Consider the following 20,912-nt stretch of genomic DNA (forward strand, 5'->3'; position numbering starts at 1 on the left):
ACGGGGCCGTCCATGGCCGACATCGTCAATCTTCGCCAGTTCAGGAAGCACAAGGCGCGTGCCGAGCGCGAGGCGCTTGCCGACCAGAACCGCGCTTTGCACGGCCGCAGCAAGGCTGAAAAGACGCGCGACCGGCTGACCGCCGACCGCGCCGAGAAATTCGTCGACGGCCATCGCCGCGACAGCGACCCGGAAAAACCCGGCCAGTGAGCCTCGTCGAAAAACGCTCGGTGACGATCCGCGGTCACCGCACCAGCTATTCGCTGGAAAAACCTTTCTATGACGACCTCGTCGCCATCTCGGCCATGCGCGGCATCACCCTTGCCGGCCTTGTTGCCGAAGTCGACGCCCAGCGCCCGCGCGAGGCAAACCTGTCCTCCGCACTCAGGCTCTTCGTCCTGGAACAGGCAAAGCTTGGCGCGACCGAACGGCCCGGCAGCTAGCCACCAGGCTGCAGGGGTACCATCCTTGCGAGACACATTTTTCGTAACACGTTTATTCTTGCCCCCGCCAATTAAAAGTAATACTTTTAATGAAGATCGTCTGGGACGAACCGAAACGGCTGGCCAATCTCGAAAAGCATGGCTTCGACTTTGCCGACGTCGTGTTTTTCCATTGGCATTCTGCAGTCATCCAGCCCGCTCGACCAGACAACGCTAGCCGTCGCCGCATGAAGGCAGTCGGATATTTCGACGATCGGATCGCTGTGGTGATCTTCGTCACGCTGGGCACGGAAGCGATGTCCGTCATCAGCTTCAGGCCGGCAAGCGCTCAGGAAAGGAAGGTTCTGTCATGACCGGCAAAGCACTGAAAAAGGCGTTCGAACCCGGACACGGCTATACCAAGGAAGATTGGGACGCCGTGGACAGCCCGGAACTGACTACAGAAGAGCTAGCCCAATTTCGCCCGGCTCGGGAAGTCTTGCCGCCAGAATTCTTCGAAGGCATCGAGAAAGCACGCCGCACCCGCGGTCGTCCTTCGGTCGAAGCGCCCAAGCAGGTCGTCTCGATCCGGCTCGATCCCGATGTGATCGCCAAGTTCAAGGCCACCGGCAAAGGCTGGCAAAGCCGTATCAACGACGTCCTGAAAAAGGCCAAGGTCGGCTGAGCCGAGACGAAGGCAGCGGCGCGAGCCGGTTCTCGTCTACTGGCTCTGCAGCGACTTGAAGAAATCGTCCAGGCTGAGCGGCTCGAGTTTTTTCACGGGAGTGTCCGTGGGAGCCGCCGCTGGCTCTTCGGGGGTCGTCTCGCCAGGCACGCCCATCGGCCGCACCCCAGGCAGCGGCGCGCGCTCGATGTCGGCGGCCGGCTTCGGCCTTTCTGCCTCCGCCTCCTGCCTTGCCTTCTGCTCGGCCTCCAGATGCGCCTTTTCCTCGGCATCCCGGCGCGCCTTCCCTGCATCCTCGAGCGCCTTTTGCCGGGCGGCTTCGGCCTGTGCATCGGCAGCAGCCTTCGCGGCGCGGGCTTCCTCCTCCGCCTTGAGCCGCGCTTCCTCGGCTCTCGCCTTGGCTTCTTCCTCGGCGCGGATGCGGGCTTCCTCGGCCAGCCGCGCCTCTTCGGCGATCCGTTCGCGCTCGGCCTGAAGCCCGGCGAAATAACGCACCTCGCGCCGCAGCCGCTGCTTTTCCAACAACACCGCCTGCATCGCCTCGACGCGGGCCTGCTCCTTTTCCAGCGCGCGCTGAGTCAGGAACTGGGCCATCGGTTCGCTGTCGAACAGCAACACGGTAGCCTCCGGCGGGCCTTCTATGCGGAAGCCAAGCACCGGCTCCGAACCCACCAACGCCTCCTTGCCCGGCGCGTAGGTGATGTTGCCATCCGCGGCAACGACCCCGTCGTTGAGATCGGCACGTAGCTCCGCCGTCAAGGTGGCTGACGGATTCTTCAGCGTCAGCGGTGGTGCCCGCAGGATGCCGCCGGCAATGGTGAAAGCGACCTCGGCCTTTGTCGCAGCGAAGCTGCCGTCGCCGGCGATCTCGGGGGCGAACTCGGCAACCCGCGCCCCGTTGATGTCACGGCCCAGCGCATCGGCCTTGACGATCAGCGGAGCGAACGCATCCGGGTTCAAGCCTGGCACTGTCAGCCCGTCGACGTCGGCGGTGCCGGAGCCCGACAAGGACGCGACCAATCCCTCGACCGACTTGCCGCTGCCGGAGAAGGTCGCCGAAAAATCGCCCTTGCCGCCCAGCGAACCCGCACCGGGAACCTGGGCAATGTCGGCGGAGCCGAGTTTCAGCTGGCTGGTCAGCAGGGCGGTGCCGTCATTGTTCTTGAGTTCGACCAGCCCTTCAAGCGCGCCGCCGAACAGCTTCGCCCTGAGATTTGCGAGCCTGAGCGACTGGCCGTCGAGCTTCAGCGCCAGCACCGCATCATTGGCAGTCGCCAGCGGTTCGGCGGCAAGCGTACCCGCAATGATTTCAAGATCGGCGGTGAACGGCGCCACCGGCTTCTGCTCGAACGGCACTGCCGGCCAGGCGCCGTCGCCGCTCTCCAGCGCCCTGGCGCCCAGCATCATCTCGGCAAAGGGCGCGAGGTCGAGTTCGTCGAGCGTCAGCGAACCGCCGAGATGCGGCACGCCCCCGACCAGTTCCGCCCTGAGGTTGCCGACCATGGCCCCTTCGTTCACGGTTCCGTCCAGCCTGTCGAGCAGCAACGGCCCGCCGGCATAACTTGCGTCCGCGGCAAGATCGACCGCCTTGCCCGTGCCCATGCCCGGCAAGGCCACCCCTGCCGTCATCAGCCACGGCTCGATGTCGGCGGCGCGCAACGTCGCCCTGCCCTTCAGGCTCGCGCCCTCGTCGCGCAGCGCAACCGTTCCGGCAAAACCCGCGGCCGCGTCGTCGCCCTTCAGGCTTGCAGTGACCTCGAGGCCGCTCTGGGCCGCGCCCTTTGCTGCCACGTCCATTTCACCCGCTCCGATCACCCCAAGCGGCAGCGCCGGCAGGCCGGCAAGCGCCATCAGGCTGGTCGCGTCCTCGTTGCGGGCAGAAAAATTGAGCGTGACTTGCGATGCTTGCATCGAGCCGTCAAAGGCAGGCGCGGAAAGGGTCGCCACCAGATCGGAACCGCCGGCCTTGCCCTGCGCGCTCAGGGCGACGCCGGTCGAACCGTTGCCGTTTTCCACAGCACTTGCCACGAAATCGATCCGGGCATCGGCAAGCAGCCCCGGATAGGCCGCGGCGCGCTCGGCAAGCTCCGCAAGCAGCCTGTTGTCGGGCGACTGCGCGGCAGCGAGCGCAACCAGCGGTGCGAGATCGACCGCCACCACCGAAGCATCGAGGTTGCCGGTCGGCGTGGCGGGAAAATCCCTGATCCGGCCGGTAGCGCTCAGCGATGCGCCGGCCAGCCCGCCTAGCGACAGCTTGTCGATCTCCAGCACGCCCTCGCGCAGGCGCAGCGCGGTGTCCAGGCTGTCGGCGCTCAGGCCGCCAAAACTTACCGGTCCGGCCTTCACCGCCAGATCGAGATCGCTGTCGGCAAAGCGATTGGCCCCCTGGTCGGTCACGAACAGCGAAGCGAAGGCGCGCAGGCCTTCGAGGTCGAGTTCGCCACCATCGAGCTTCATCATCACCGAGGCCCGTGCGTCGCCCGGCTGCAGGCTGTCCAGTTCGCCAGTGAACTTGGCCTTGCCCAGGATCAGTTCGATGTCATCCAGTTTCTGCTGTTCGCGCGTCAGCGCCACCTTGGCCTTGAACCCGGCGGCAGGCAGCCGGCGCACCGCCTCGTCGACATCCTTCGCCACCCAGGCGGCAAAACCCGAGGGCTGTCCGACCGCCAGCAGCAACTGGCCATCGAAGCCCAGGCTATCTTCGGTTTTCAGGAAGCCGTCGGCCTCGAGCCGGGTGCGGCCGGGCAGCGTCGCTGCCACCGAATTCAGCTTCCAGCCTCCCTCGCCCGGCTCTGCGGACAGCTTGACGTCGCGGACCGTCGTGTCTCCGGCGACGATCGCCGGCAGGTCGACGTCGACGGTGCCCGGTATCGTCGGACGCGGCAGGTCGACCAGCACATTCTCCAGCGCCGTCAGGCGCTGTGTGATCGAAAACCCAGCACCTGTCGCTTCTCCGCCCACCGCCTCGTCGAAGCGCACCTGCGCACCGTTGGCGGCAATGGAGAAATGCGGCGAGGATCCAAGGTCGATCTCGGCCGTGCCGTCGGCGGTATAGGGATTGTCGAGCGGCCCGCTTTCGAAGCGGAACTCCTCAACCCCGAGCTTGGCGTGGTCGAGCGCGAACTTGCCCTTCAGCCTGAACCCTGGACCCTCCGCCTTGCTTTGCGCCTTGGGCTTGTCGCCCTTGGCGGCCGGCGGCTCGGCTTGGGCCTCGATGACGCTGAAATTGCCGGCATAGAGCCCGCGTCCCTTGTCCATGCTGGCATTGCCGTCGCTTTCCAGCACGAAACCCCGGCGTTCGGGCGTCGCCCGCAACCTGAGCCGCATCTGGCCGCTCGGGTCAACCGAACCGGTCGAGGCCGACAGCTGCGTCTTCATGCCATTGACGCGCAGCGAGCCGTCCATCCGCCACGGGCCGGCCAGCGACTTGGCCGAAACCTCGGTGTTGATTTCCGACAGAAGCTGGTCGCGCCCGCTCGTCGCATGCCGCACCCTCACCTGCCCTTCGGTGACGGTCAGCTTCTCGATGGAGATCTGCCTGGCATCGAAAGGCGCCGATGGCCGCATCGCCCAGTCGACGGCGCCATCGGCAGCGACATCGATCGTTGCCTTGGGCCGCACGAGCCGCATGTCGTAGATCAGGAACTCACCGCGCAGCAGCGGCGCCAGTTCGGCATCCATCGAGAACGTCTCGACGGTCATCGCGTCTTCGCCGTCGGCCCCGCCCCCGACTGTCACATCGGAAAACGTCACCGAGGGAAACGGCAGGATTCGCGCGCGCACGTCGCCCTGCACGGCCACCTTGCGGCCGAGGATGGTGCCCGCCTCGCGCTCGAAGTCGGCCTTGTAGCCGGACCAGTCGATAAAATACGGTCCCACCAGAGCCGCGAGCAGCGCCAGTACGAACAGTCCACCGAATATTACGAACAGGCGAGCGAGCATTGCCTCGGGGCAAATCTTTTCAGGCGTCCCAGGCGTCTAGCGCAGGAGCATGGTCATTTGGTGACATGTTGGGCTGTACGCCGCGGCGCGTCAACGCCGCGGCGTAGCCTGTCCCGCAAAAAGCGACGGCTGGACCCTACGCCGGTCGGCGCATGCGAACCACTTGCAGCGGCCGCTCCTCCTCGTCCTGGTCATGGCGCTGCGTTTCGGCGAAGCCCAGGCGGCGATAGAATACCAGCGCAGGCCCGTTGTCGGCATAGACCTCGACGTCGAGCGCTCCCTTCAGCCTGGCGGCGTGCAGGACCAATGCCTTGCCGAGACCACGGCCATGGCACGCCGGATCGATGAACAGGCCGCCGATGAAGTCGTTGTCGAGCAGGCCGATGAAGCCCACCGTCCGGCCATCGAGCTCGATCACCCAATTTTCGGCTTGCGGCAGATAATCCTCCCGAACGTTGGCCTGCTGATCGAGCAGTCTTGCCTCGCCCAGGAATGGATGGCCGACACGCGATGCCTCGAGCCAGATATCTGCCAGGCGGTCGCGGTCGGTTGCGGAATAGGCGCGGATCGTCGCGCCGTGAGCGTGTGTCATGGATTTGTCCTTGGATATGCATTTCAGAGAAGGCGCAAGCACCCGTTGGCCTTTCAGCCACCATCGGCTCGGGGCCGACGCTTCAGCGATGGAAGTCTCTGCGCATAAGTTTCCTGGTTGGACTGGGCCGCACTAGCAAGCCGGCGCGGTCGGGTCAACGCCCGTCCTATCCTGCCGGCAGGATCTTGCCGGGATTCATGATGTTGTTCGGATCGAGCGCCTGCTTGATGGCCCGCATCACCGCCACGCCATGGCCGTGCTCGCGCTCCATCAGTCCCATCTTGCCCTGGCCGATGCCGTGTTCGCCGGTCGAGGTGCCGTCCATGGATATCGCCCGCTCGGCCAGCCGCTTCACGAATTCCTCGGCCCGGCCGATGTCTGCCGGATCGTTCGGGTCCATCAGCACCAGCGTGTGGAAATTGCCGTCGCCGACATGACCGACGATCGGGGCGATCAGGCCCAGCCGCTCGATGTCGGCTTCGGTCTCGGCGATGCATTCGGCCAGCCGCGAAATCGGCACGCAGGCGTCGGTCGACAGCGCGCGCGCACCGGGACGCAGGGTTTGCGACGCCCAGTAAGCGTCATGCCGCGCCTTCCACAGCTTGGCCCGCTCCTCGGTCACCGTGGTCCACAGGAACGGCCCGCCGCCATATTCGGCGGCGATCTCGCCAAAGCTTTCAGCCTGCTCCGCCACGCCGGCATCCGAGTCGTGGAACTCGAGGAACAGGCACGGGCTCTCGGGATAGTCGAGCTTGGAGTAGATCTTCATCGCCCGCATCTGCAGCGCGTTGACCAGTTCGATGCGCGCCACCGGGATGCCCATCTGGATGGTCGTGATCACCGCCTGGCACGCCGCCTCGACGCTCGGAAACGGACAGACGCCGCCCGAAATCGCCTGTGGGATGCCCTGCAGCTTGAGCGTCACTTCGGTGATGATGCCGAGCGTTCCCTCCGACCCGACAAGCAGCCGCGTCAGGTCGTAGCCGGCCGAGCTTTTCCTGGCCCGGTGCGAGGTCGTGACCTCGCTGCCGTCGGCCATGACGGCGCGCAGCGACAGCACGTTCTCGCGCATGGTGCCGTAGCGCACCGCATTGGTACCCGAAGCGCGCGTCGCCGCCATGCCGCCGAGGCTGGCATTCGCTCCGGGATCGATCGGAAAGAACAGACCGGTGTCGCGCAGGTAGGTGTTCAGTGCCTCGCGCGTCACCCCGGCCTCGACCGTGCAGTCGAGATCGTCGGTATTGACGGTGACGATCTTGTCCATGCGCGAGGTGTCGACCGAGATGCCGCCGGCCGGTGCGTTGACATGGCCTTCCAGCGACGTGCCCGTGCCGAAGGCGATGACCGGCACGCGATGCGCCGCGCAAGCCCGTACCACCCCCTGCACGTCCGCCGTGCTTTCGGCGAACACCACGCCATCGGGCGCCTGGTTGGGCAGGTAGGTGGTGGTGTGGCCATGCTGTTCGCGGATCGCCTGGCTGGTCTGGAAGCGCTCGCCGAATTTCTGCTTGAGGATGCCGAGCGTCGTGGCGATCCCCGCCTCGTTCCGCGCCATCGCCTTCAGGTCGCTCAGAGCCATGTTTTCCTCCGCGATTGGAACAGCCTGGCGCCTTGCCGGCACCTTATGCTCGGGTAATCTGCCACCCCGTCCGGTTTGTCCAGCGCAACCAAAGACCAAAGGATCAAGCCATGCCAGCTCCGTTCGTGTCGCGCGTCATGGAGATCGAGAAAGACTGGATCGACTATAACGGTCACCTCAACATGGCCTACTACAACGTCCTGTTCGACCGCTGCAGCGACGAGGCGCTCGATCTGCTCGGCATGGGGGCTGCTTACGTCCGCGACAGGAAGCTCACCATCTACACGGCGGAAGTTCACGTCTGTTATGTCCGGGAACTGCATCTCGAACACCGCGTCACCGCGAGCTTCCAGTTGCTTGACCATGACGACAAACGCCTGCGCGTCTACCAGGAACTGCGCCACGTCGATGGCTGGCTGGCGGCGACCTCGGAATATCTCGCTTTGCATGTCGACATGACCGGTCCGAAGGTCGCGCCCTTCCCCGAAGACATCATGGCGAGCCTGCAGGAAATGGGCGCCGCCCATGCCGCACTGCCCATGCCCGAGCGCGCCGGCCGCTCGATCGGCATCAGGCGCAAGCCGGCATAGTGGCTGAAGGGCCACAGGCGGTTAACCTTACCTGTTCATAACCTGCATCACAGCCTGCGGTTCGTTGATCGGCCGCACCCTCACCCCGACAATCCCACACAGCGAAATTGAGTCGCGGCGGGCACCGGACGGCTTGAGGCAAGGCATGCAACCAGACATCGAAGCGACAGCCAACAAGCTCGCCTGCGACCCGCGCATCAGCGACTACGACTTCTGGCGTTCGCTCCGCAACATCAACAACGAAATCTTCGAGATCGCCAACAACAACGGGCCGATCCCGATCGAGATGTTGCGCTGGCGCGTCATCCTGCGCCAGGCCCGCTCCAAGCGCGGCGTGGCCTGAGCTTCGTACGGCCAGGCGCGCGAACGGTCGGCGCGCCTGCCACCAGACGGATCAGGACAGTTTTTCCCTGAAGAAGGCAATCGTCCGACCCCAGGCCAGGTCCGCTGCCTCCTTGTTGTAGCGCGCTTCGGAGGTGTCGTTGTTGAAGGCGTGCTGGGCGCCGTCATAGACGTGGACCTGGAAATCCTTGCCGCCTTTTTCCAGCGCCGCCTTGTAGGCGTCGATACCGGCGTTGATGCGCTCGTCCATGCCGGCATAGTGCAGCAGCAGGGCCGCCTTGATGTTGGCGACTGCCGCCTCGTCCTTGGGCTGGGCGCCGTAATAGGCGACGCCGGCGCCGAGATCCGGCGAATTGACGGCGAGCAGGTTGACGGTGCCGCCGCCCCAGCAGAAGCCGACCGCGCCGACCTTGCCGTTGCCGCTCTCATGGCCCTTCAGGAACGCCACCGTCGCGATGCCGTTGGCCACGGTCTGCGCAGCGTCCAGCTGGCCGAACATCTCGCGCGCCTTCTCCTCGTCCGGCGGCGTGCCGCCGAGCGGCGACAGATAGTCGGGCGCCAGCGCGACGAAGCCTTCGAGCGCGATGCGCCGCGCCACGTCGCGGATATGCGGGTTGAGGCCCCGGTTTTCGTGGATGACGATGACCGCCGGCAGCTTGCCGGCACGATCGGCCGGCTGGACGAGATAACCCTTCATCTCGCCGGCACCGCCGGGATAGGCGACATCCTCGGCCTTGAGCCGCGCGTCGTCGTCGGCAACGATGGCCGCCTGCGCTTGGCTGGCCGCGAGCATCGGCGCGATCACAGCCGCCGCCGCGGCCGATCCGGTCAGCTTGGTCAGCGTCTCCATGAAATTGCGCCGGTCGAGCGTCAGGTGGGTGTATTCGTCATAGGCATCGATCATCGCCTGGGTGATGGCAGGTCTGGTCATGGCTCGCTCCCTGTCTTCGACATCGGGCGGCGAGTTTAGCGTATGCAAATGTAGTTGGTGTCACTGTTGCGTGAACGGCGCCCGCGCCATCGGGCGCGAGCGCGCACGGGACGTCGGTCAGTCCTCGCCTTCCATGAAGCGGATGCGGTTGCCGAACGGGTCGATCACCTCGCACTCCAGCCCCCAGTCCTGATGCTGCAGGCCCGGCCGATTGTATTTGTAGTCCTTGGCGATCAGCCCCTTCTGGAAGGCTTCCACGCCTTTCATGTAGCAGACCGCCGTGGCACCTGGACTGGCGTCGCCCGAATGCTCCGACAGATGCAGCTTCAAACCGCCGCGCGACACCTGGCAGTAGAGCGGCGCGCCGGGATGGAAACGATGCTCCCAGTCGACCGTGTAGTCGAGGAACCCCTCGTAGAAGCCCCGCGCCTTGTCCTCGTCGAAGATGCGAAAGATCGGCACCGGCTGGGTGAAGGATAATGAGCCTGCGGAAGGCTCTTCCCCCTTGTCCAGCTTGCTCGACAGGATGTTCCAGTTGTCGACGCCGAACTGCCGGGCGACGATTTCGAGCGCCTCGCTGTGGCTGACATCGAGGTTCTTGGCGCCAAGCGCCTCGCGCATGGCCTTCGCCATCGCCTTTGCATCACGATAGGTTCGCATGATCTTCCGATCCCAGGGTTCCGGTGAGCCTGTCCATCAGTGCCCGCATTGCCGATGCCCTCACCGTCCGTTGGACCGGGTTCAGGAAGCGCTCGGATGTGTTCGCCATACCCCTGCGGGCGCGGACTGCCGGCCACGTCCAGCCGTGCGGTTACCTAGCCACGCCCCCGGCATCCCGGTCAAGGGTGCCACTTTCCCCGGCTAAACGAGAACAAAACAGAGACACTTCTGGCCTTTCCGCCCCGAATCACTACATTCGGGGCAAATGTCAGACTTTCCGGACGACATGCCGTTTTTCGACGAGCCCGGCGGAATGCCGCCCCGGACCGCTGGTGCCTCTGCGCCGGGCGGCATTGCCGCGCGCGCCATGGCCGCCCGCCAGGCGCCGCATGCGCCGGACTACCTCAAGGGCCTGAACCCCGAGCAGCGCCAGGCCGTCGAGACCACCGAAGGCCCGGTCCTCGTGCTTGCCGGCGCCGGCACCGGCAAGACGCGCGTGCTCACCACCCGCATCGCCCATATCCTCAGCCAGGGCCGCGCCTGGCCCAGCCAGGTTTTGGCCGTCACCTTCACCAACAAGGCGGCGCGCGAGATGAAGCAGCGCATCGGCCATCTCGTCGGCGAGGCGGTCGAAGGCATGCCCTGGCTCGGCACCTTCCACTCCATCGGCGTCAAGATGCTGCGCCGCCATGCCGAACTGGCCGGCCTGCGCTCCGACTTCACCATTTTGGACACCGACGACGTCATCCGCCTGATCAAGCAGCTGATCCAGGCCGAGGGCCTCGACGACAAGCGCTGGCCGGCGCGCCAGTTCGCGATGATGATCGACGGCTGGAAGAACAAGGGCCTTGGCCCGGCCGAAATCCCCGAGGGCGATGCCCGCGCCTTCGCCAACGGCAAGGGCCGCGAGCTTTACAGGGCTTATCAGGACCGGTTGCAGACCTTGAATGCCTGCGACTTCGGCGACCTCTTGTGCCACCCGATCCGCATCTTCCGCGCCTATCCGGACGTGCTCAAAGAATACCACAAGCGCTTCAAATACATCCTGGTCGACGAGTACCAGGACACCAACACCGCGCAATACATGTGGCTGCGGCTCCTGGCGCAGGAAACCGGCGCCCCCGGCCAGAAGAATGTCTGCTGCGTCGGCGACGACGACCAGTCGATCTATGGCTGGCGCGGCGCCGAGGTCGACAACATCCTGCGCTTCGACAAGGATTTCCCGGGCGCCGTGGTCATCCGGCTTGAGCGCAACTACCGCTCGACCGCGCACATCCTCGGTGCCGCCGCCCATCTCATCGCCCACAATGAGGGCCGTCTCGGCAAGACCCTGTTCACCGAGCAGGCCGACCCCGACGACGCCAAGGTCAACGTCCACGCCGCTTGGGATTCCGAGGAGGAGGCCCGCGCCGTCGGCGAGACCATCGAGCAGTTGCAGCGCCAGAAGCACAATCTCAACGACATGGCGATCCTCGTTCGCGCCTCGTTCCAGATGCGCGAGTTCGAAGACCGCTTCGTCACGCTCGGCCTCAACTACCGCGTCATCGGCGGCCCGCGCTTCTACGAACGCCAGGAAATCCGCGACGCCATGGCCTATTTCCGCGTCGTTGCCCAGGGCGCCGACGACCTCGCCTTCGAGCGCATCGTCAACGTGCCCAAGCGCGGCCTCGGCGAAGCCGCCATCCGCCAGGTCCACGACACCGCCCGCGCTCTTGGCGTGCCGATGCTCCAGGCAGCCGCCCAGTTGGCCGAAAGCGACGAGCTCAAGCCCAAGCCGCGCGCCGCGCTGCGCGAAGTCGCGGCCAATTTCGAGCGCTGGCAGAAAGCGCTCGACAACACGCCCCACACCGAACTCGCCGAGATCATTCTCGAAGAGAGCGGCTACACCGACATGTGGAAGAACGACCGTTCGGCCGAGGCACCGGGCCGGCTCGAAAACCTCAAGGAGCTGATCCGCTCGATGGAGGAATACGAATCGCTGCGTTCCTTCCTCGAGCATGTCGCGCTCGTCATGGACGCCGAGCAGGACGAGCAGCTCGACGCCGTCTCGATCATGACGCTGCATTCGGCCAAGGGCCTCGAATTCGAGACCGTGTTCCTGCCCGGCTGGGAGGAAGGCCTGTTCCCGCACCAGCGCGCACTCGACGAAGGCGGCCGCTCAGGCCTCGAGGAAGAACGCCGCCTCGCTTATGTCGGCCTGACCCGCGCCAAGAAGAACCTGCATCTGTGGTTCGTCTCCAACCGCCGCATCCATGGGCTGTGGCAATCGACGATCCCCTCGCGCTTCCTCGACGAACTGCCCGAGGCCCATGTCGAGGTGGCGGATGCCGGCAATTCCTATGGCGGCTATGGCGGCGGCCGCCAGAACCCCTACGGCGCCTCGCGTTTCGACGACGTCGGCCAGAAATCCTTCTCCAACACCTATGCCACGCCGGGCTGGCAGCGGGCGCAGCAGAACCGCACCGAAGCCACCGACCGCAACTGGGGATCGCGCTCCGGCCATTCGGTCGAACGCATCGGCTATGGCGAAACCGATTCCGGCTTCGGCGCCGGCCGCGGCTCGGTGAAAGGCCGCACCATCGAGGGCGAGCTGATCGCTAAGTCGGTCGCGACCGAGCCCTCGCGCTTCAAAGTCGGCGACCGCGTCTTCCACCAGAAGTTCGGCAACGGCAACATCTCGGCCATCGACGGCAACAAGCTCACCATCGACTTCGACAAGGCCGGCCAGAAGAAGGTGCTGGACGGCTTCGTGAACCCGGTGTGATGAAAATAACGGATTTTCAACCAGAACCTTGGGTCCGCAATTTCGATGTGCATACTAGCGATCCTGGTTGGCTCTACGTTCTAAAGAGCGGTAGCCGCCTGAAGATTGGAACGACTACAGATTTCAACTCCCGTTTCAGGACAGCGCGTACGTGGATACCCGATATCCAAGTTGTCGGTGTCAAGCCGTTCTGGGAATGTATCCATCTAGAAAGAATTCTCCACATAGCGTTGTCAGATTACTGGATAGGGGGCGAGTGGTTTAATTTTGACAGAGATGAATTCGAGCAGTATTTCCTGGAAACATTTTGCGAATTTTATGACAAAGACATAAACCGAAACTCTGTTGAGTTTACATATTGGATGAACAGTACGGGAATGTCTGAGTTTACGATTGAATATAGCAGACGAGGCGTATCGCTTCCGGAATGGAGGAGACAAGAAAACTATCGGCGGCGAAATAGCCGCAACGGGGCGTAAACCCCGCATAAAGTGCTTCATCGACGCTTCCGCCCAGGATGCAAGGTCACTGCTCGCGCCGGGTTCGCCGCAAAACTCCTGAGCATCTTGTCGTTCCAGGTCACCAAACGCTTGGTGAGCGCAGCCACATATCGGTTGCCGCCCTCTCGCCACAGGCATAAAATTAGCAAGTGCTAATTTTTAATCATAGGGAGGCGAAGACGATGCGCCAGTATATCGATTGCCGTGAATTCCCGAGCGAAATGAAGTGCACGGTGGCGATTGCCGCGGACAACGAGGACGAACTGGTCAATGCCGCCGTCCAGCACGCCGTCACCGTTCATGGCGAGCACGACACGCCCGATTTCCGTGCCGAAGTCAGGAAAGCCATCCACGTCGGAACTCCGCCGGCCTGAGCAACGCCAGCTCGCCCGCGTCGGACGCACCCAACTGTCGGCAGAAGCTTTGCTATTGCTGGCGAGTCGCCGTGCCGCTGCGCATGGCTTTCAGCCGCTCGGCCGCGGAGGCCGCCAGTTCGGCATAGCGGTCTTCCAGCTTTTCGGCGGCAACCAGCACCTCGGGCTCGAAATCATTGGCCTCGAGCACCTGCCGCAGCCTTTCGACGAATTCGGCCTGCTGCTCGAGCGCGGCAAACAGCTTCTTCACCTGGTCGCGACTGATGTCGGGGTTGGCCAGCGTCGTGGGCACCTCGCGCGCCATCTCCGCGCCGGTCCTGGCCTGCTCTTTCAGGATGTCCAACCAATCAGTCACGCCACACAACACCCTACCCGCACCGATCTTGTTCCCCTCGCCGCCCAGCGTCAACCTTCCAGAGGCTGGACGGCGCCGCAGTCACGCTTTCGCACCCGCTTTCGCGTCGTGCCGCTTGGCTGCTTCCTCGCATTTGCGCCTGATTTCCTCGACCTCGGTCTCGGTCAGGTGCTCGATGCCGATGAAATGGTTCTGTGCCCTGCCGACGCGGATGAGCTCGTCGAGCTTCGCCTGCATCGCCGCGCCATCGCGGTTCTGCGTATTTTGGATCAGGAACACCATCAGGAATGTGATGATCGTCGTGCCGGTGTTGATGACCAGCTGCCAGGTGTCGGAAAAGCCGAACACCGGACCGGACACCGCCCAAGCCACGATGATGAGGCAGCACATCACGAACGACAGCGGCGTGCCTGAGGCATAGGCAACCTTGTTGGCGACACGAGTGAACAGGCGTTCGAACATCGCGGCTTTTCCTGACAATGCAGGAAAACCGCCGGAATGCCGGCTGGTTCCATCGCGCAGGTGCTACAGGCCTTCCAGCACGTCCCTCAGCACGACGGCCTGGTTTTGGATCTGGTCGCGGGCCGAATAGACCAACGTCAGCCGCCTGCCGCCGGCCTGCTTGCGCATTGCCTCCAGCCGCTCGTGCTGGCCGTCGAGTTCGGCCAGGTATCGCCTGCGGAATTCGCCCCACCGGGCCGGGTCATGGCTGAACCACCGTCGCAGTTCGGTCGAGGGCGCGATTTCCTTCGCCCACAGCTCCACCGCCGCGGCTTCCTTGCTGATGCCACGCGGCCAGATGCGGTCGACAAGCACCCGGAACCCATCCTCCGGCGCCGGTGCGTCGTAGACGCGCTTGATACGGAATTCCGGCATGCCCTCCTCCTGGGATATGGCCAGGCGCAGTTCCGGCCGTCCTAGCTCCAGCGGTCGAGAAACGCCTCGATCGGCAGGCTCTGCATGTCCGGAATGGCCTCGAACAGCCGCTCGGCCGGCCAGTCCCACCACGCCAATGCCTCGATGCGGGCGGCGATTTCGGCGGGAAAGCGCAGCTTCAACCGCCTCGCCGGCACCCCGGCGACTATCTCGAACGGCGCCACGTCCTTGGTCACCACCGCATTCGCCCCGACAACCGCGCCATTGCCGATCGTCAACCCGGGCATGATCACCGCGCCATGACCGATCCACACGTCATGGCCGACCGTCACCGGCTTTGCCCTGCGGCGTTCGCGGAAATCGCCGTCGACACCGAGATAGCGGAAGTATTCGTTGGGCCGGTAGCTCACCTTGTGGGTGGTCAGCCGCTCCATCGGATGATCGAGCGCATTGATGCGGGTATTGGCGGCGATCGAGCAGAATTTTCCGATGGTGGTGTAGATCGCCTCGGCGTGGCGCTCGAAATAGGAATAGTCGCCGACGACGACCTCGCGCAGCACGACGCGTTCGCCGATGGCGACATGACGGCCCAGCCGGCAGCCTTTCAGCTCTGACGTCGGGTGGATGCGCGGCTCGTCATCCTTGAAGCGAAGGTCTGCAGGTGTGTCCATGACGCGGATTTACGCCCGCGCCACCTTGCCCGCAAGCTATTGCGGCTTGCCCTTGGTCCAGGTGACGTTCTGGTTGTACAGCGGCACGGTCGTCATCGACATCTTCGCCGAGCCGTCCTGCACCTGGCGCGAATGCGCGAGATAGATCAGCGTCTCGTTCTTCTTGTCGTAGATGCGGTTCACCACCTGCTCCTTCCAGATCAGGCTGATGCCCTGCTTGAACACCTCCTCGCCCTCTTCGCTGAGATCGATCTCGCCGATGGTGATCGGCCCGGTCTGGCGGCAGGAGATCGCGCTGTCGGAGGGATTCTCGAACCAGTTGCCCTTCTGCAGCCGGTCAATCACGCCGCGGTCGAAATAGGAAACGTGGCACGTGATGCCCTCGACCTCGGGATCCTTGATCGCCTCGACGATGATGTCGTTGCCGAGCCAGTCGACGCCGACCTCGCCCACCTGCTGGGCATTGGCGGGGGCCGCAGCCGCGGGCGCAAGGGCGGTAGCTAGGACAAAAAAGGCAAGCCTCATCGAAACCTCCTGGAATGCTGTCCGCCCACACTTGGGTCGGCGGTCCGCGCGTTGCAAGCCGCATCGTCATGCATCCTGCTCGCGAAAAGGTGTCTTGTGGGCAAATGAGGGCGTCAACATGTCCCTTTTGGCAACGCGCGTAGCGCGCTATGTAGGGTGATGAAACAGGCTCTGCCCATATCGCTTTCGACGACCGCGTGGATCGCGCTCGGCCTGACGGCGTTTGCGGCTGCCACCGGCCTCGCTTTCGCCTCCTGGCTCGACAAGGACGCCGGCATCTTCATGTCGCTGGTCGAAGCAGGCATGTCCTGGTGCTTCTGAGGCGGTCACAAATCACACCATGGAATCACAATCGATGATGCGCACGATCCTTGCCGGCATTCTGATCCTGATGGCAGCCGGCGTCGGCTGGCTGACTTTCGACTGGTACAGCAGCAGGAACAGCGCTCAGGCCTTCGGCGCGCCATTCGTGCTGGTCGACCAGAAGGGCGGCGAAATCACCGAAGCCGCCTTCCGCGGCCAGCCAAGCGCCGTGTTCTTCGGCTTCACCCATTGCCCCGAGGTTTGCCCGACGACGCTGTTCGAACTCGACGGCCTGCTCAAGCAGATGGGCGACGAGGGCAAGAACATCCGCGCTTATTTCGTCTCGGTCGACCCCGAGCGCGATACGCCCGAGGTGATGAACACCTACGTCACCAACGTCTCCGACCGCATCACCGGCATCACCGGCTCGCCCGACAAGATCGCCGCCATGACAAAGTCGTTCGGCATCTACTCCAAGAAGGTCGAGACCGAGGGCGGCGACTACACCATGGACCACACCGCATCGGTCCTGCTGCTCGACAGCAAGGGTGATTTCTTCGGCACCATCGCCTATGAGGAAAAGCCAGAGACTGCGCTCGCCAAGCTCAAGCGCCTGGCGAACGAAGGCTGACCCTCCTCGACCGGACCCGACATGACCCAGACACGGCTCTACCTCACCACCGGCCGCGAAGCTGCGAACCGCATCTTCTCGGCCCTCGAAACCGCCTTCGAGGAAGATGGCTGGCCGATCGCCGTGATCGAGGTCGATGAGGACCGCGACATCCACGAGGTCTCGCTCTACACCGACGGCGATGTCGAAGACATCGCCCGCCGCATGGCCGAGGTCGTTGCCGAAGCCGGCCACAAGGGCGCCCTGGACCGCGAGGTCCTTCCCGACATCGACTGGGTGGCGAAGTCGCTCGAAGGCCTGAAGCCGGTCCAGGCCGGCCGCTTCATCGTCCACGGCAGTCATGACCGCGACGACGTGCGCCCCGGCCAGATCGCCATCGAGATCGAGGCCGGCCTTGCCTTCGGCACCGGCCACCACGGCACCACGGCTGGCTGCCTGGAAATGATCGAGAAGGTCGTCGCCGAGGAGCATCCGGCCAACGCGCTCGATCTCGGCACCGGCAGCGCGGTTCTCGCCATCGCCGTCGCCAAGCTGGCGCCGATCCCGGTGCTCGCCACCGACATCGACCCGGTCGCCACCGACGTCGCTGCCGCCAATGTCCGCCTCAACGGCGCCGGCGACCATGTCGAGACCGCGACGGCGGCAGGCTTCGACGATCCGATCTTCGCCGCGCGCGGCCCGTTCGACCTGATCGTCGCCAACATCCTGGCGCAGCCGCTGATGCAGCTTGCGCCCGACATGGCAGCGCATCTCGCGCCAAACGGCTCGCTGGTCCTTTCGGGCATCCTCGACCGTCAGCACGACGCGGTGGTCGAAGCCTATGTCGCGGCGAAGTTCCGCCATGTCGAGACCTTCCACAGGGAAGGCTGGGTGACGATCCACCTCAAGAACTGACGGCCGTGGCACAAGCCGGCGGCGTTGCCAGTGGTGGCGCACGAAGATAGGTTCGCCGGACATCCAGATTCCGGGAAACCACCATGTTCCAGTCCTTCGATTCAGCAGGCGATCCCTCCGTCGGCAAGCCGCGCACCGCGCTCCTCAGGCAGTGGCTCAGGGTGAACGGCCTCGACGGCTTCATCGTGCCGCGTGCCGACGAGCACCAGGGCGAGTATGTCGCGGCGCGCTCGAACAGGCTGCGCTGGCTGACCGGCTTCAGCGGTTCGGCCGGCGTGGCGATCGTCCTTGCCGACAGCGCCTATGTCTTTGTCGACGGACGCTACACCCTGCAGGTGCGCGACGAGGTCGATCTCGGCATCTTTTCGATCGAGAGCCTGATCGAAAACCCGCCGTCCGCCTGGATCAGGGACAGCCTGCCCGCCGGCGCGCGGCTGGGTTTCGACCCATGGCTGCACACCATCGGCGACGTCAAGGCGCTTTCCGCCTCGGCGGAGAAGGCAGGTGCAACCCTGGTTCCCCTCGCCCGCAACCCGATCGACGCGATCTGGGAAGATCAGCCCGACGCGCCGCTGGCCCCGGTCGAGATCCATCCCGAGGCTCTGGCGGGCGAGCTCGCCAAGGACAAGCTCAAGAGGCTGGCTGCGGCGATCGATGCCGAAGGCGCAACCCACGCGATCCTCACTGACCCGTCGTCGCTGGCCTGGGCCTTCAACATCCGCGGCGGCGACGTGCCGCACACCCCGCTCGCGCTCGGCTTTGCCATTCTGGCGGCCGACGGCGCGCATGCCGTCTTCATCGACAAGCGCAAGCTCGGCCGCACCGAGGAGGCCTATCTCACCCAGCTCGCCGACATCAAGGCGCCAGGCAAGCTCGACGACGCAGTCACGGCCCTCGCCAAGGCGGGCGCGAGGATCGCGCTGGATCCCGTGCTCGCCGCCGACAGGCTGCGTGCCCTGATCGAGGACAATGGCGGCACAGTCGTTGCGTCGCCAGATCCGGCCCGCCTTCCCCGCGCCACCAAGAACGCCGCCGAGATCGCAGGCTCCCGCGCTGCCCATCGCCGCGACGGTGCGGCGGTGGCCAAGCTGCTCTGCTGGCTCGACCGGCAGGAGCGGGGCAAGCTCGACGAGATCGCGGTGGTGACCAGGCTGGAGGAATGCCGCCGGCAGACCGGCGAAGAGACCCAGATGCCGCTGCGCGACGTCTCCTTCGACACCATCTCGGGTGCCGGACCCAACGGCGCGATCATGCACTACCGCGTCTCGCGCGCCACCAGCCGCGTGCTCGGCGACGGCGAGCTGTTCCTGCTCGATTCGGGCGCGCAATATCAGGACGGCACCACCGACATCACCCGCACCATGCCGGTCGGCCAGCCGACGGAGGAGATGCGCGAGCGTTTCACGCTGGTGCTCAAGGGCATGATCGCGATCTCGGTCGCCCGGTTCCCGGCCGGCACGCGCGGCGCCGACATCGACGCCATGGCACGCATCGCCTTGTGGAAGCATGGGCTGGACTATGCCCACGGCACCGGCCACGGTGTCGGCTCCTACCTTGCCGTGCACGAGGGTCCGCAGCGCATCGCCAAGACGGGCATGGAGAAGCTGCTCGCCGGCATGATCCTCTCCAACGAGCCAGGCTACTACAAAGAAGGCCACTACGGCATCCGGCTCGAGAACCTGATCCTGGTGACCCCGACTGCGGCGATTCCGGGCGGCGATATCGCCATGCACGGTTTCGAAACGCTGACTCTGGCCCCCTTCGACCAGCGCCTGCTGCGCGCCGATCTCCTGACCCGAGAAGAACTGGATTGGCTCAACGCCTACCATGCACGCGTGCTGGCCGAGATCGGACCGATGCTCGACGGCGAAACGCTGGCATGGCTGGAAAAGGCGACGGCACCGATCGTCTGAGGGGTGCCGCAGACCGGCCCTGTCAGGGGCCGTTATCTGCAGCGCTGTGGCTCGGCCGTGCGTCCTTCGACAAGCTCAGGATGAAGATCCTTTGCGCTCGTCAATTGTGGCGTTGCGCGCATTTGAAGATGTAGACTTGCCCTGCTTCGATAGCGCTGACGCAAGGCAACGGCGCCAACACTCCTCATCCTGAGCCTGTCGAAGGACGCACAGCGCTCCAACAGCGGGACATCGCCGCCCCGACCAACTCAGCCGATGAAGTGCCTGAGTGCGATCAGCACGGCAGCGCCGGCCAGGAACATCGTCATCAGGCCGCCGCGCAGCCCGACGACGGCCGCCACGGCAAGTGCCGCCAGTTCTGCCGGCCCGGCCGAGAGTGCCGCCGGCGCCACCAGCGTCGTCAGCACGGCCGCCGGCACGGCATTGAGACCCGCCTCGACGCGCGGATGCAGGCGTTCGAAACGGGACAGCAGGAGATGCCCGCCCACACGCGTCAGATAGGTCGCAACCGCTCCCGCGATGATGATCCAGAAGGTCGTGCTCATGTCGAAGCCTCTGCCGGCTCTTCGATGCGGATGGGCATCGCTGCGGCAAACAGCACGCCCGCAAGCGCGCCAAGCGAAACATGCCAGGGCGAGCCCACGGTCTTGTAGGCCACCATCGAAGCGATTGCGCTGGCGATCACGATGGGCAGCCAGCGCGGCCGATTGCGGAAGCTCATGACGATGCCGAGGAAATAGATCGGCAGCAGGAAGTCGAGCCCCAGCGCATGGGTGTCGGGGATCAGCCGGCCGAACAGCGCACCGATGCAGCTTTCCACCACCCAGAACACATAGAGCGTCAGCCCCATGCCCATGTACCAGGCGAAGCTGACCTTGTGGCCTTGCTCGCGAATGCGCTCCGCTTCGGCATATTGCGGATCGGTCAGGAAGAAATAGGCGATCGCCTGCTGGGCCCAGGGCCAGTGCGCGATGTGAGGGCCGATAGCGGCTGAATAGAGCACGTGGCGGAAGTTGACCGCAAAGATTGACAGCACGACAAGCCAAGGCGCGACATGCTGGCCGAACAGTTCGATGCCGACCAGTTGGCTGGCGCCGCCGAAGATGGTGGCGCTCATCAGCGTCGCCTCGGCCACCGTGAACCCGTTATCCACGGCCAGTGCTCCAAATAGCACGGCAAAAGGCGCCGATGCGACCACCACCGGCACGCTCATCCGGGCACCGCGCGAAAACTGCGCCAGCCGATCGCTCATTTGTCCAACCTCCCTGAGCATTCTGCAGCCAGACGGAACGTCTGGCGTCGCACAAATGCGACCCAAGAACAGATAGAGCAGCAGATCTGCACTCGTCGGAATGCCCGCCGC

Annotated in this window: 25 protein-coding genes; 13 read left to right on the plus strand and 12 right to left on the minus strand. The window is 64.7% G+C overall.

The genetic code is table 11. The features are described from left to right. Positions 1 to 12 precede the first annotated feature (12 nt). The 4 genes from GGR00_RS03460 to GGR00_RS03475 all read left to right on the plus strand — a co-directional run bounded on the left by GGR00_RS03460 (position 13) and on the right by GGR00_RS03475 (position 1,107). The gene (locus GGR00_RS03460; protein WP_184697898.1) at positions 13 to 210 is read left to right on the plus strand and encodes a DUF4169 family protein; all 198 of its coding nucleotides are present in this window, start codon (positions 13 to 15) and stop codon (positions 208 to 210) included. Then, the gene (locus GGR00_RS03465) at positions 207 to 443 is read left to right on the plus strand and encodes a ribbon-helix-helix domain-containing protein (RefSeq protein ID WP_055969615.1); all 237 of its coding nucleotides are present in this window, start codon (positions 207 to 209) and stop codon (positions 441 to 443) included. The genes GGR00_RS03460 and GGR00_RS03465 overlap by 4 nt, the downstream gene beginning before the upstream one ends. 89 nt (positions 444 to 532) lie before the next feature. Further along, on the plus strand, positions 533 to 796 hold the full coding sequence (locus GGR00_RS03470) for a BrnT family toxin (protein WP_184697903.1): 264 nt from the start codon (positions 533 to 535) through the stop codon (positions 794 to 796). Beyond that, positions 793 to 1,107, plus strand: a complete 315-nt coding sequence (locus GGR00_RS03475; RefSeq protein WP_055969620.1) for a BrnA antitoxin family protein — start codon at positions 793 to 795, stop codon at positions 1,105 to 1,107. The genes GGR00_RS03470 and GGR00_RS03475 overlap by 4 nt, the downstream gene beginning before the upstream one ends. 36 nt (positions 1,108 to 1,143) lie before the next feature. Here GGR00_RS03475 and GGR00_RS03480 read toward each other — a convergent pair whose 3' ends face one another. From GGR00_RS03480 to GGR00_RS03490, 3 genes are all read right to left on the minus strand, one after another. After that, on the minus strand, positions 1,144 to 5,049 hold the full coding sequence (locus tag GGR00_RS03480; RefSeq protein WP_184697907.1) for an AsmA family protein: 3,906 nt from the start codon (positions 5,047 to 5,049) through the stop codon (positions 1,144 to 1,146). 136 nt (positions 5,050 to 5,185) lie between these two features. After that, positions 5,186 to 5,641, minus strand: coding sequence for a GNAT family N-acetyltransferase (locus GGR00_RS03485; RefSeq protein WP_055969627.1), 456 nt, complete (start codon positions 5,639 to 5,641; stop codon positions 5,186 to 5,188). Positions 5,642 to 5,807: 166 nt separating this feature from the next. Then, a complete protein-coding gene (locus GGR00_RS03490; protein ID WP_184697910.1) occupies positions 5,808 to 7,220 on the minus strand; it encodes an FAD-binding oxidoreductase in 1,413 nt (470 codons plus the stop codon). Positions 7,221 to 7,330: 110 nt separating this feature from the next. Between GGR00_RS03490 and GGR00_RS03495 the strand changes: the two genes are divergently transcribed. Both GGR00_RS03495 and GGR00_RS03500 read left to right on the plus strand, forming a co-directional pair. Then, complete coding sequence (locus GGR00_RS03495) at positions 7,331 to 7,810, plus strand: thioesterase family protein (protein ID WP_055969632.1); 480 nt, start codon at positions 7,331 to 7,333, stop codon at positions 7,808 to 7,810. Positions 7,811 to 7,955: 145 nt separating this feature from the next. Continuing rightward, positions 7,956 to 8,153 carry a hypothetical protein gene (locus GGR00_RS03500; protein WP_055970609.1) on the plus strand — a complete coding sequence of 66 codons (198 nt, stop codon included), beginning with the start codon at positions 7,956 to 7,958 and terminating at the stop codon, positions 8,151 to 8,153. Between the two features lie 51 nt (positions 8,154 to 8,204). Here the strand turns inward: GGR00_RS03500 and GGR00_RS03505 are convergent, their stop codons facing one another. Both GGR00_RS03505 and GGR00_RS03510 read right to left on the minus strand, forming a co-directional pair. Next, positions 8,205 to 9,083: a dienelactone hydrolase family protein gene (locus tag GGR00_RS03505; RefSeq protein ID WP_246441261.1), complete on the minus strand. Its 879-nt coding sequence runs from the start codon at positions 9,081 to 9,083 to the stop codon at positions 8,205 to 8,207. Positions 9,084 to 9,200: 117 nt separating this feature from the next. Next, positions 9,201 to 9,743 carry a glyoxalase superfamily protein gene (locus GGR00_RS03510; protein WP_184697913.1) on the minus strand — a complete coding sequence of 181 codons (543 nt, stop codon included), beginning with the start codon at positions 9,741 to 9,743 and terminating at the stop codon, positions 9,201 to 9,203. A 265-nt stretch (positions 9,744 to 10,008) separates the two neighbouring features. On the opposite strand from GGR00_RS03510, the gene GGR00_RS03515 reads away from it, so the two are divergent. The 3 genes from GGR00_RS03515 (at position 10,009) to GGR00_RS03525 (ending at position 13,381) form a co-directional block, all read left to right on the plus strand. Next, entirely contained in the window at positions 10,009 to 12,507 is a 2,499-nt protein-coding gene (locus GGR00_RS03515) for an ATP-dependent helicase (RefSeq protein WP_184697916.1), read from the plus strand. Further along, positions 12,507 to 12,986: a GIY-YIG nuclease family protein gene (locus GGR00_RS28665; protein ID WP_082496342.1), complete on the plus strand. Its 480-nt coding sequence runs from the start codon at positions 12,507 to 12,509 to the stop codon at positions 12,984 to 12,986. Before GGR00_RS03515 ends, GGR00_RS28665 begins: the two co-directional genes overlap by 1 nt. A 203-nt stretch (positions 12,987 to 13,189) precedes the next feature. Next, positions 13,190 to 13,381: a DUF1059 domain-containing protein gene (locus GGR00_RS03525; protein WP_055969645.1), complete on the plus strand. Its 192-nt coding sequence runs from the start codon at positions 13,190 to 13,192 to the stop codon at positions 13,379 to 13,381. Between the two features lie 52 nt (positions 13,382 to 13,433). On the opposite strand, the gene GGR00_RS03530 is transcribed toward GGR00_RS03525, so the two are convergent. The 5 genes from GGR00_RS03530 to GGR00_RS03550 form a co-directional block, all read right to left on the minus strand. Then, the gene (locus GGR00_RS03530) at positions 13,434 to 13,736 is read right to left on the minus strand and encodes a hypothetical protein (protein ID WP_055969646.1); all 303 of its coding nucleotides are present in this window, start codon (positions 13,734 to 13,736) and stop codon (positions 13,434 to 13,436) included. Positions 13,737 to 13,817: 81 nt separating this feature from the next. Next, positions 13,818 to 14,198: a low affinity iron permease family protein gene (locus tag GGR00_RS03535; protein WP_055969648.1), complete on the minus strand. Its 381-nt coding sequence runs from the start codon at positions 14,196 to 14,198 to the stop codon at positions 13,818 to 13,820. Between the two features lie 63 nt (positions 14,199 to 14,261). After that, positions 14,262 to 14,612, minus strand: a complete 351-nt coding sequence (locus GGR00_RS03540) for a DUF488 domain-containing protein (RefSeq protein ID WP_055969650.1) — start codon at positions 14,610 to 14,612, stop codon at positions 14,262 to 14,264. Positions 14,613 to 14,653: 41 nt separating this feature from the next. After that, positions 14,654 to 15,283 carry a DapH/DapD/GlmU-related protein gene (locus GGR00_RS03545; protein ID WP_055969652.1) on the minus strand — a complete coding sequence of 210 codons (630 nt, stop codon included), beginning with the start codon at positions 15,281 to 15,283 and terminating at the stop codon, positions 14,654 to 14,656. Between the two features lie 36 nt (positions 15,284 to 15,319). After that, positions 15,320 to 15,808 carry a CreA family protein gene (locus GGR00_RS03550; protein WP_055969654.1) on the minus strand — a complete coding sequence of 163 codons (489 nt, stop codon included), beginning with the start codon at positions 15,806 to 15,808 and terminating at the stop codon, positions 15,320 to 15,322. 159 nt (positions 15,809 to 15,967) lie between these two features. Here GGR00_RS03550 and GGR00_RS03555 point away from each other — a divergent pair, with 159 nt between their 5' ends. The 4 genes from GGR00_RS03555 to GGR00_RS03570 all read left to right on the plus strand — a co-directional run bounded on the left by GGR00_RS03555 (position 15,968) and on the right by GGR00_RS03570 (position 19,549). Then, on the plus strand, positions 15,968 to 16,129 hold the full coding sequence (locus tag GGR00_RS03555; protein WP_184117358.1) for a hypothetical protein: 162 nt from the start codon (positions 15,968 to 15,970) through the stop codon (positions 16,127 to 16,129). Between the two features lie 34 nt (positions 16,130 to 16,163). Next, positions 16,164 to 16,742, plus strand: coding sequence for an SCO family protein (locus GGR00_RS03560; protein WP_055969658.1), 579 nt, complete (start codon positions 16,164 to 16,166; stop codon positions 16,740 to 16,742). A gap of 21 nt (positions 16,743 to 16,763) precedes the next feature. Continuing rightward, complete coding sequence (locus tag GGR00_RS03565) at positions 16,764 to 17,636, plus strand: 50S ribosomal protein L11 methyltransferase (RefSeq protein ID WP_055969663.1); 873 nt, start codon at positions 16,764 to 16,766, stop codon at positions 17,634 to 17,636. A gap of 83 nt (positions 17,637 to 17,719) precedes the next feature. Next, a complete protein-coding gene (locus tag GGR00_RS03570) occupies positions 17,720 to 19,549 on the plus strand; it encodes an aminopeptidase P family protein (RefSeq protein WP_055969667.1) in 1,830 nt (609 codons plus the stop codon). A gap of 248 nt (positions 19,550 to 19,797) precedes the next feature. Here the strand turns inward: GGR00_RS03570 and GGR00_RS03575 are convergent, their stop codons facing one another. Both GGR00_RS03575 and GGR00_RS03580 read right to left on the minus strand, forming a co-directional pair. Then, entirely contained in the window at positions 19,798 to 20,094 is a 297-nt protein-coding gene (locus GGR00_RS03575; RefSeq protein WP_055969670.1) for an AzlD family protein, read from the minus strand. Next, entirely contained in the window at positions 20,091 to 20,801 is a 711-nt protein-coding gene (locus GGR00_RS03580) for an AzlC family ABC transporter permease (RefSeq protein ID WP_244487728.1), read from the minus strand. The genes GGR00_RS03575 and GGR00_RS03580 overlap by 4 nt, the downstream gene beginning before the upstream one ends. Positions 20,802 to 20,912 lie beyond the last annotated feature (111 nt).

It is taken from the genome of Aminobacter aganoensis, from assembly GCF_014206975.1.
Taxonomy (GTDB): Bacteria; Pseudomonadota; Alphaproteobacteria; order Rhizobiales; family Rhizobiaceae; genus Aminobacter; species Aminobacter aganoensis.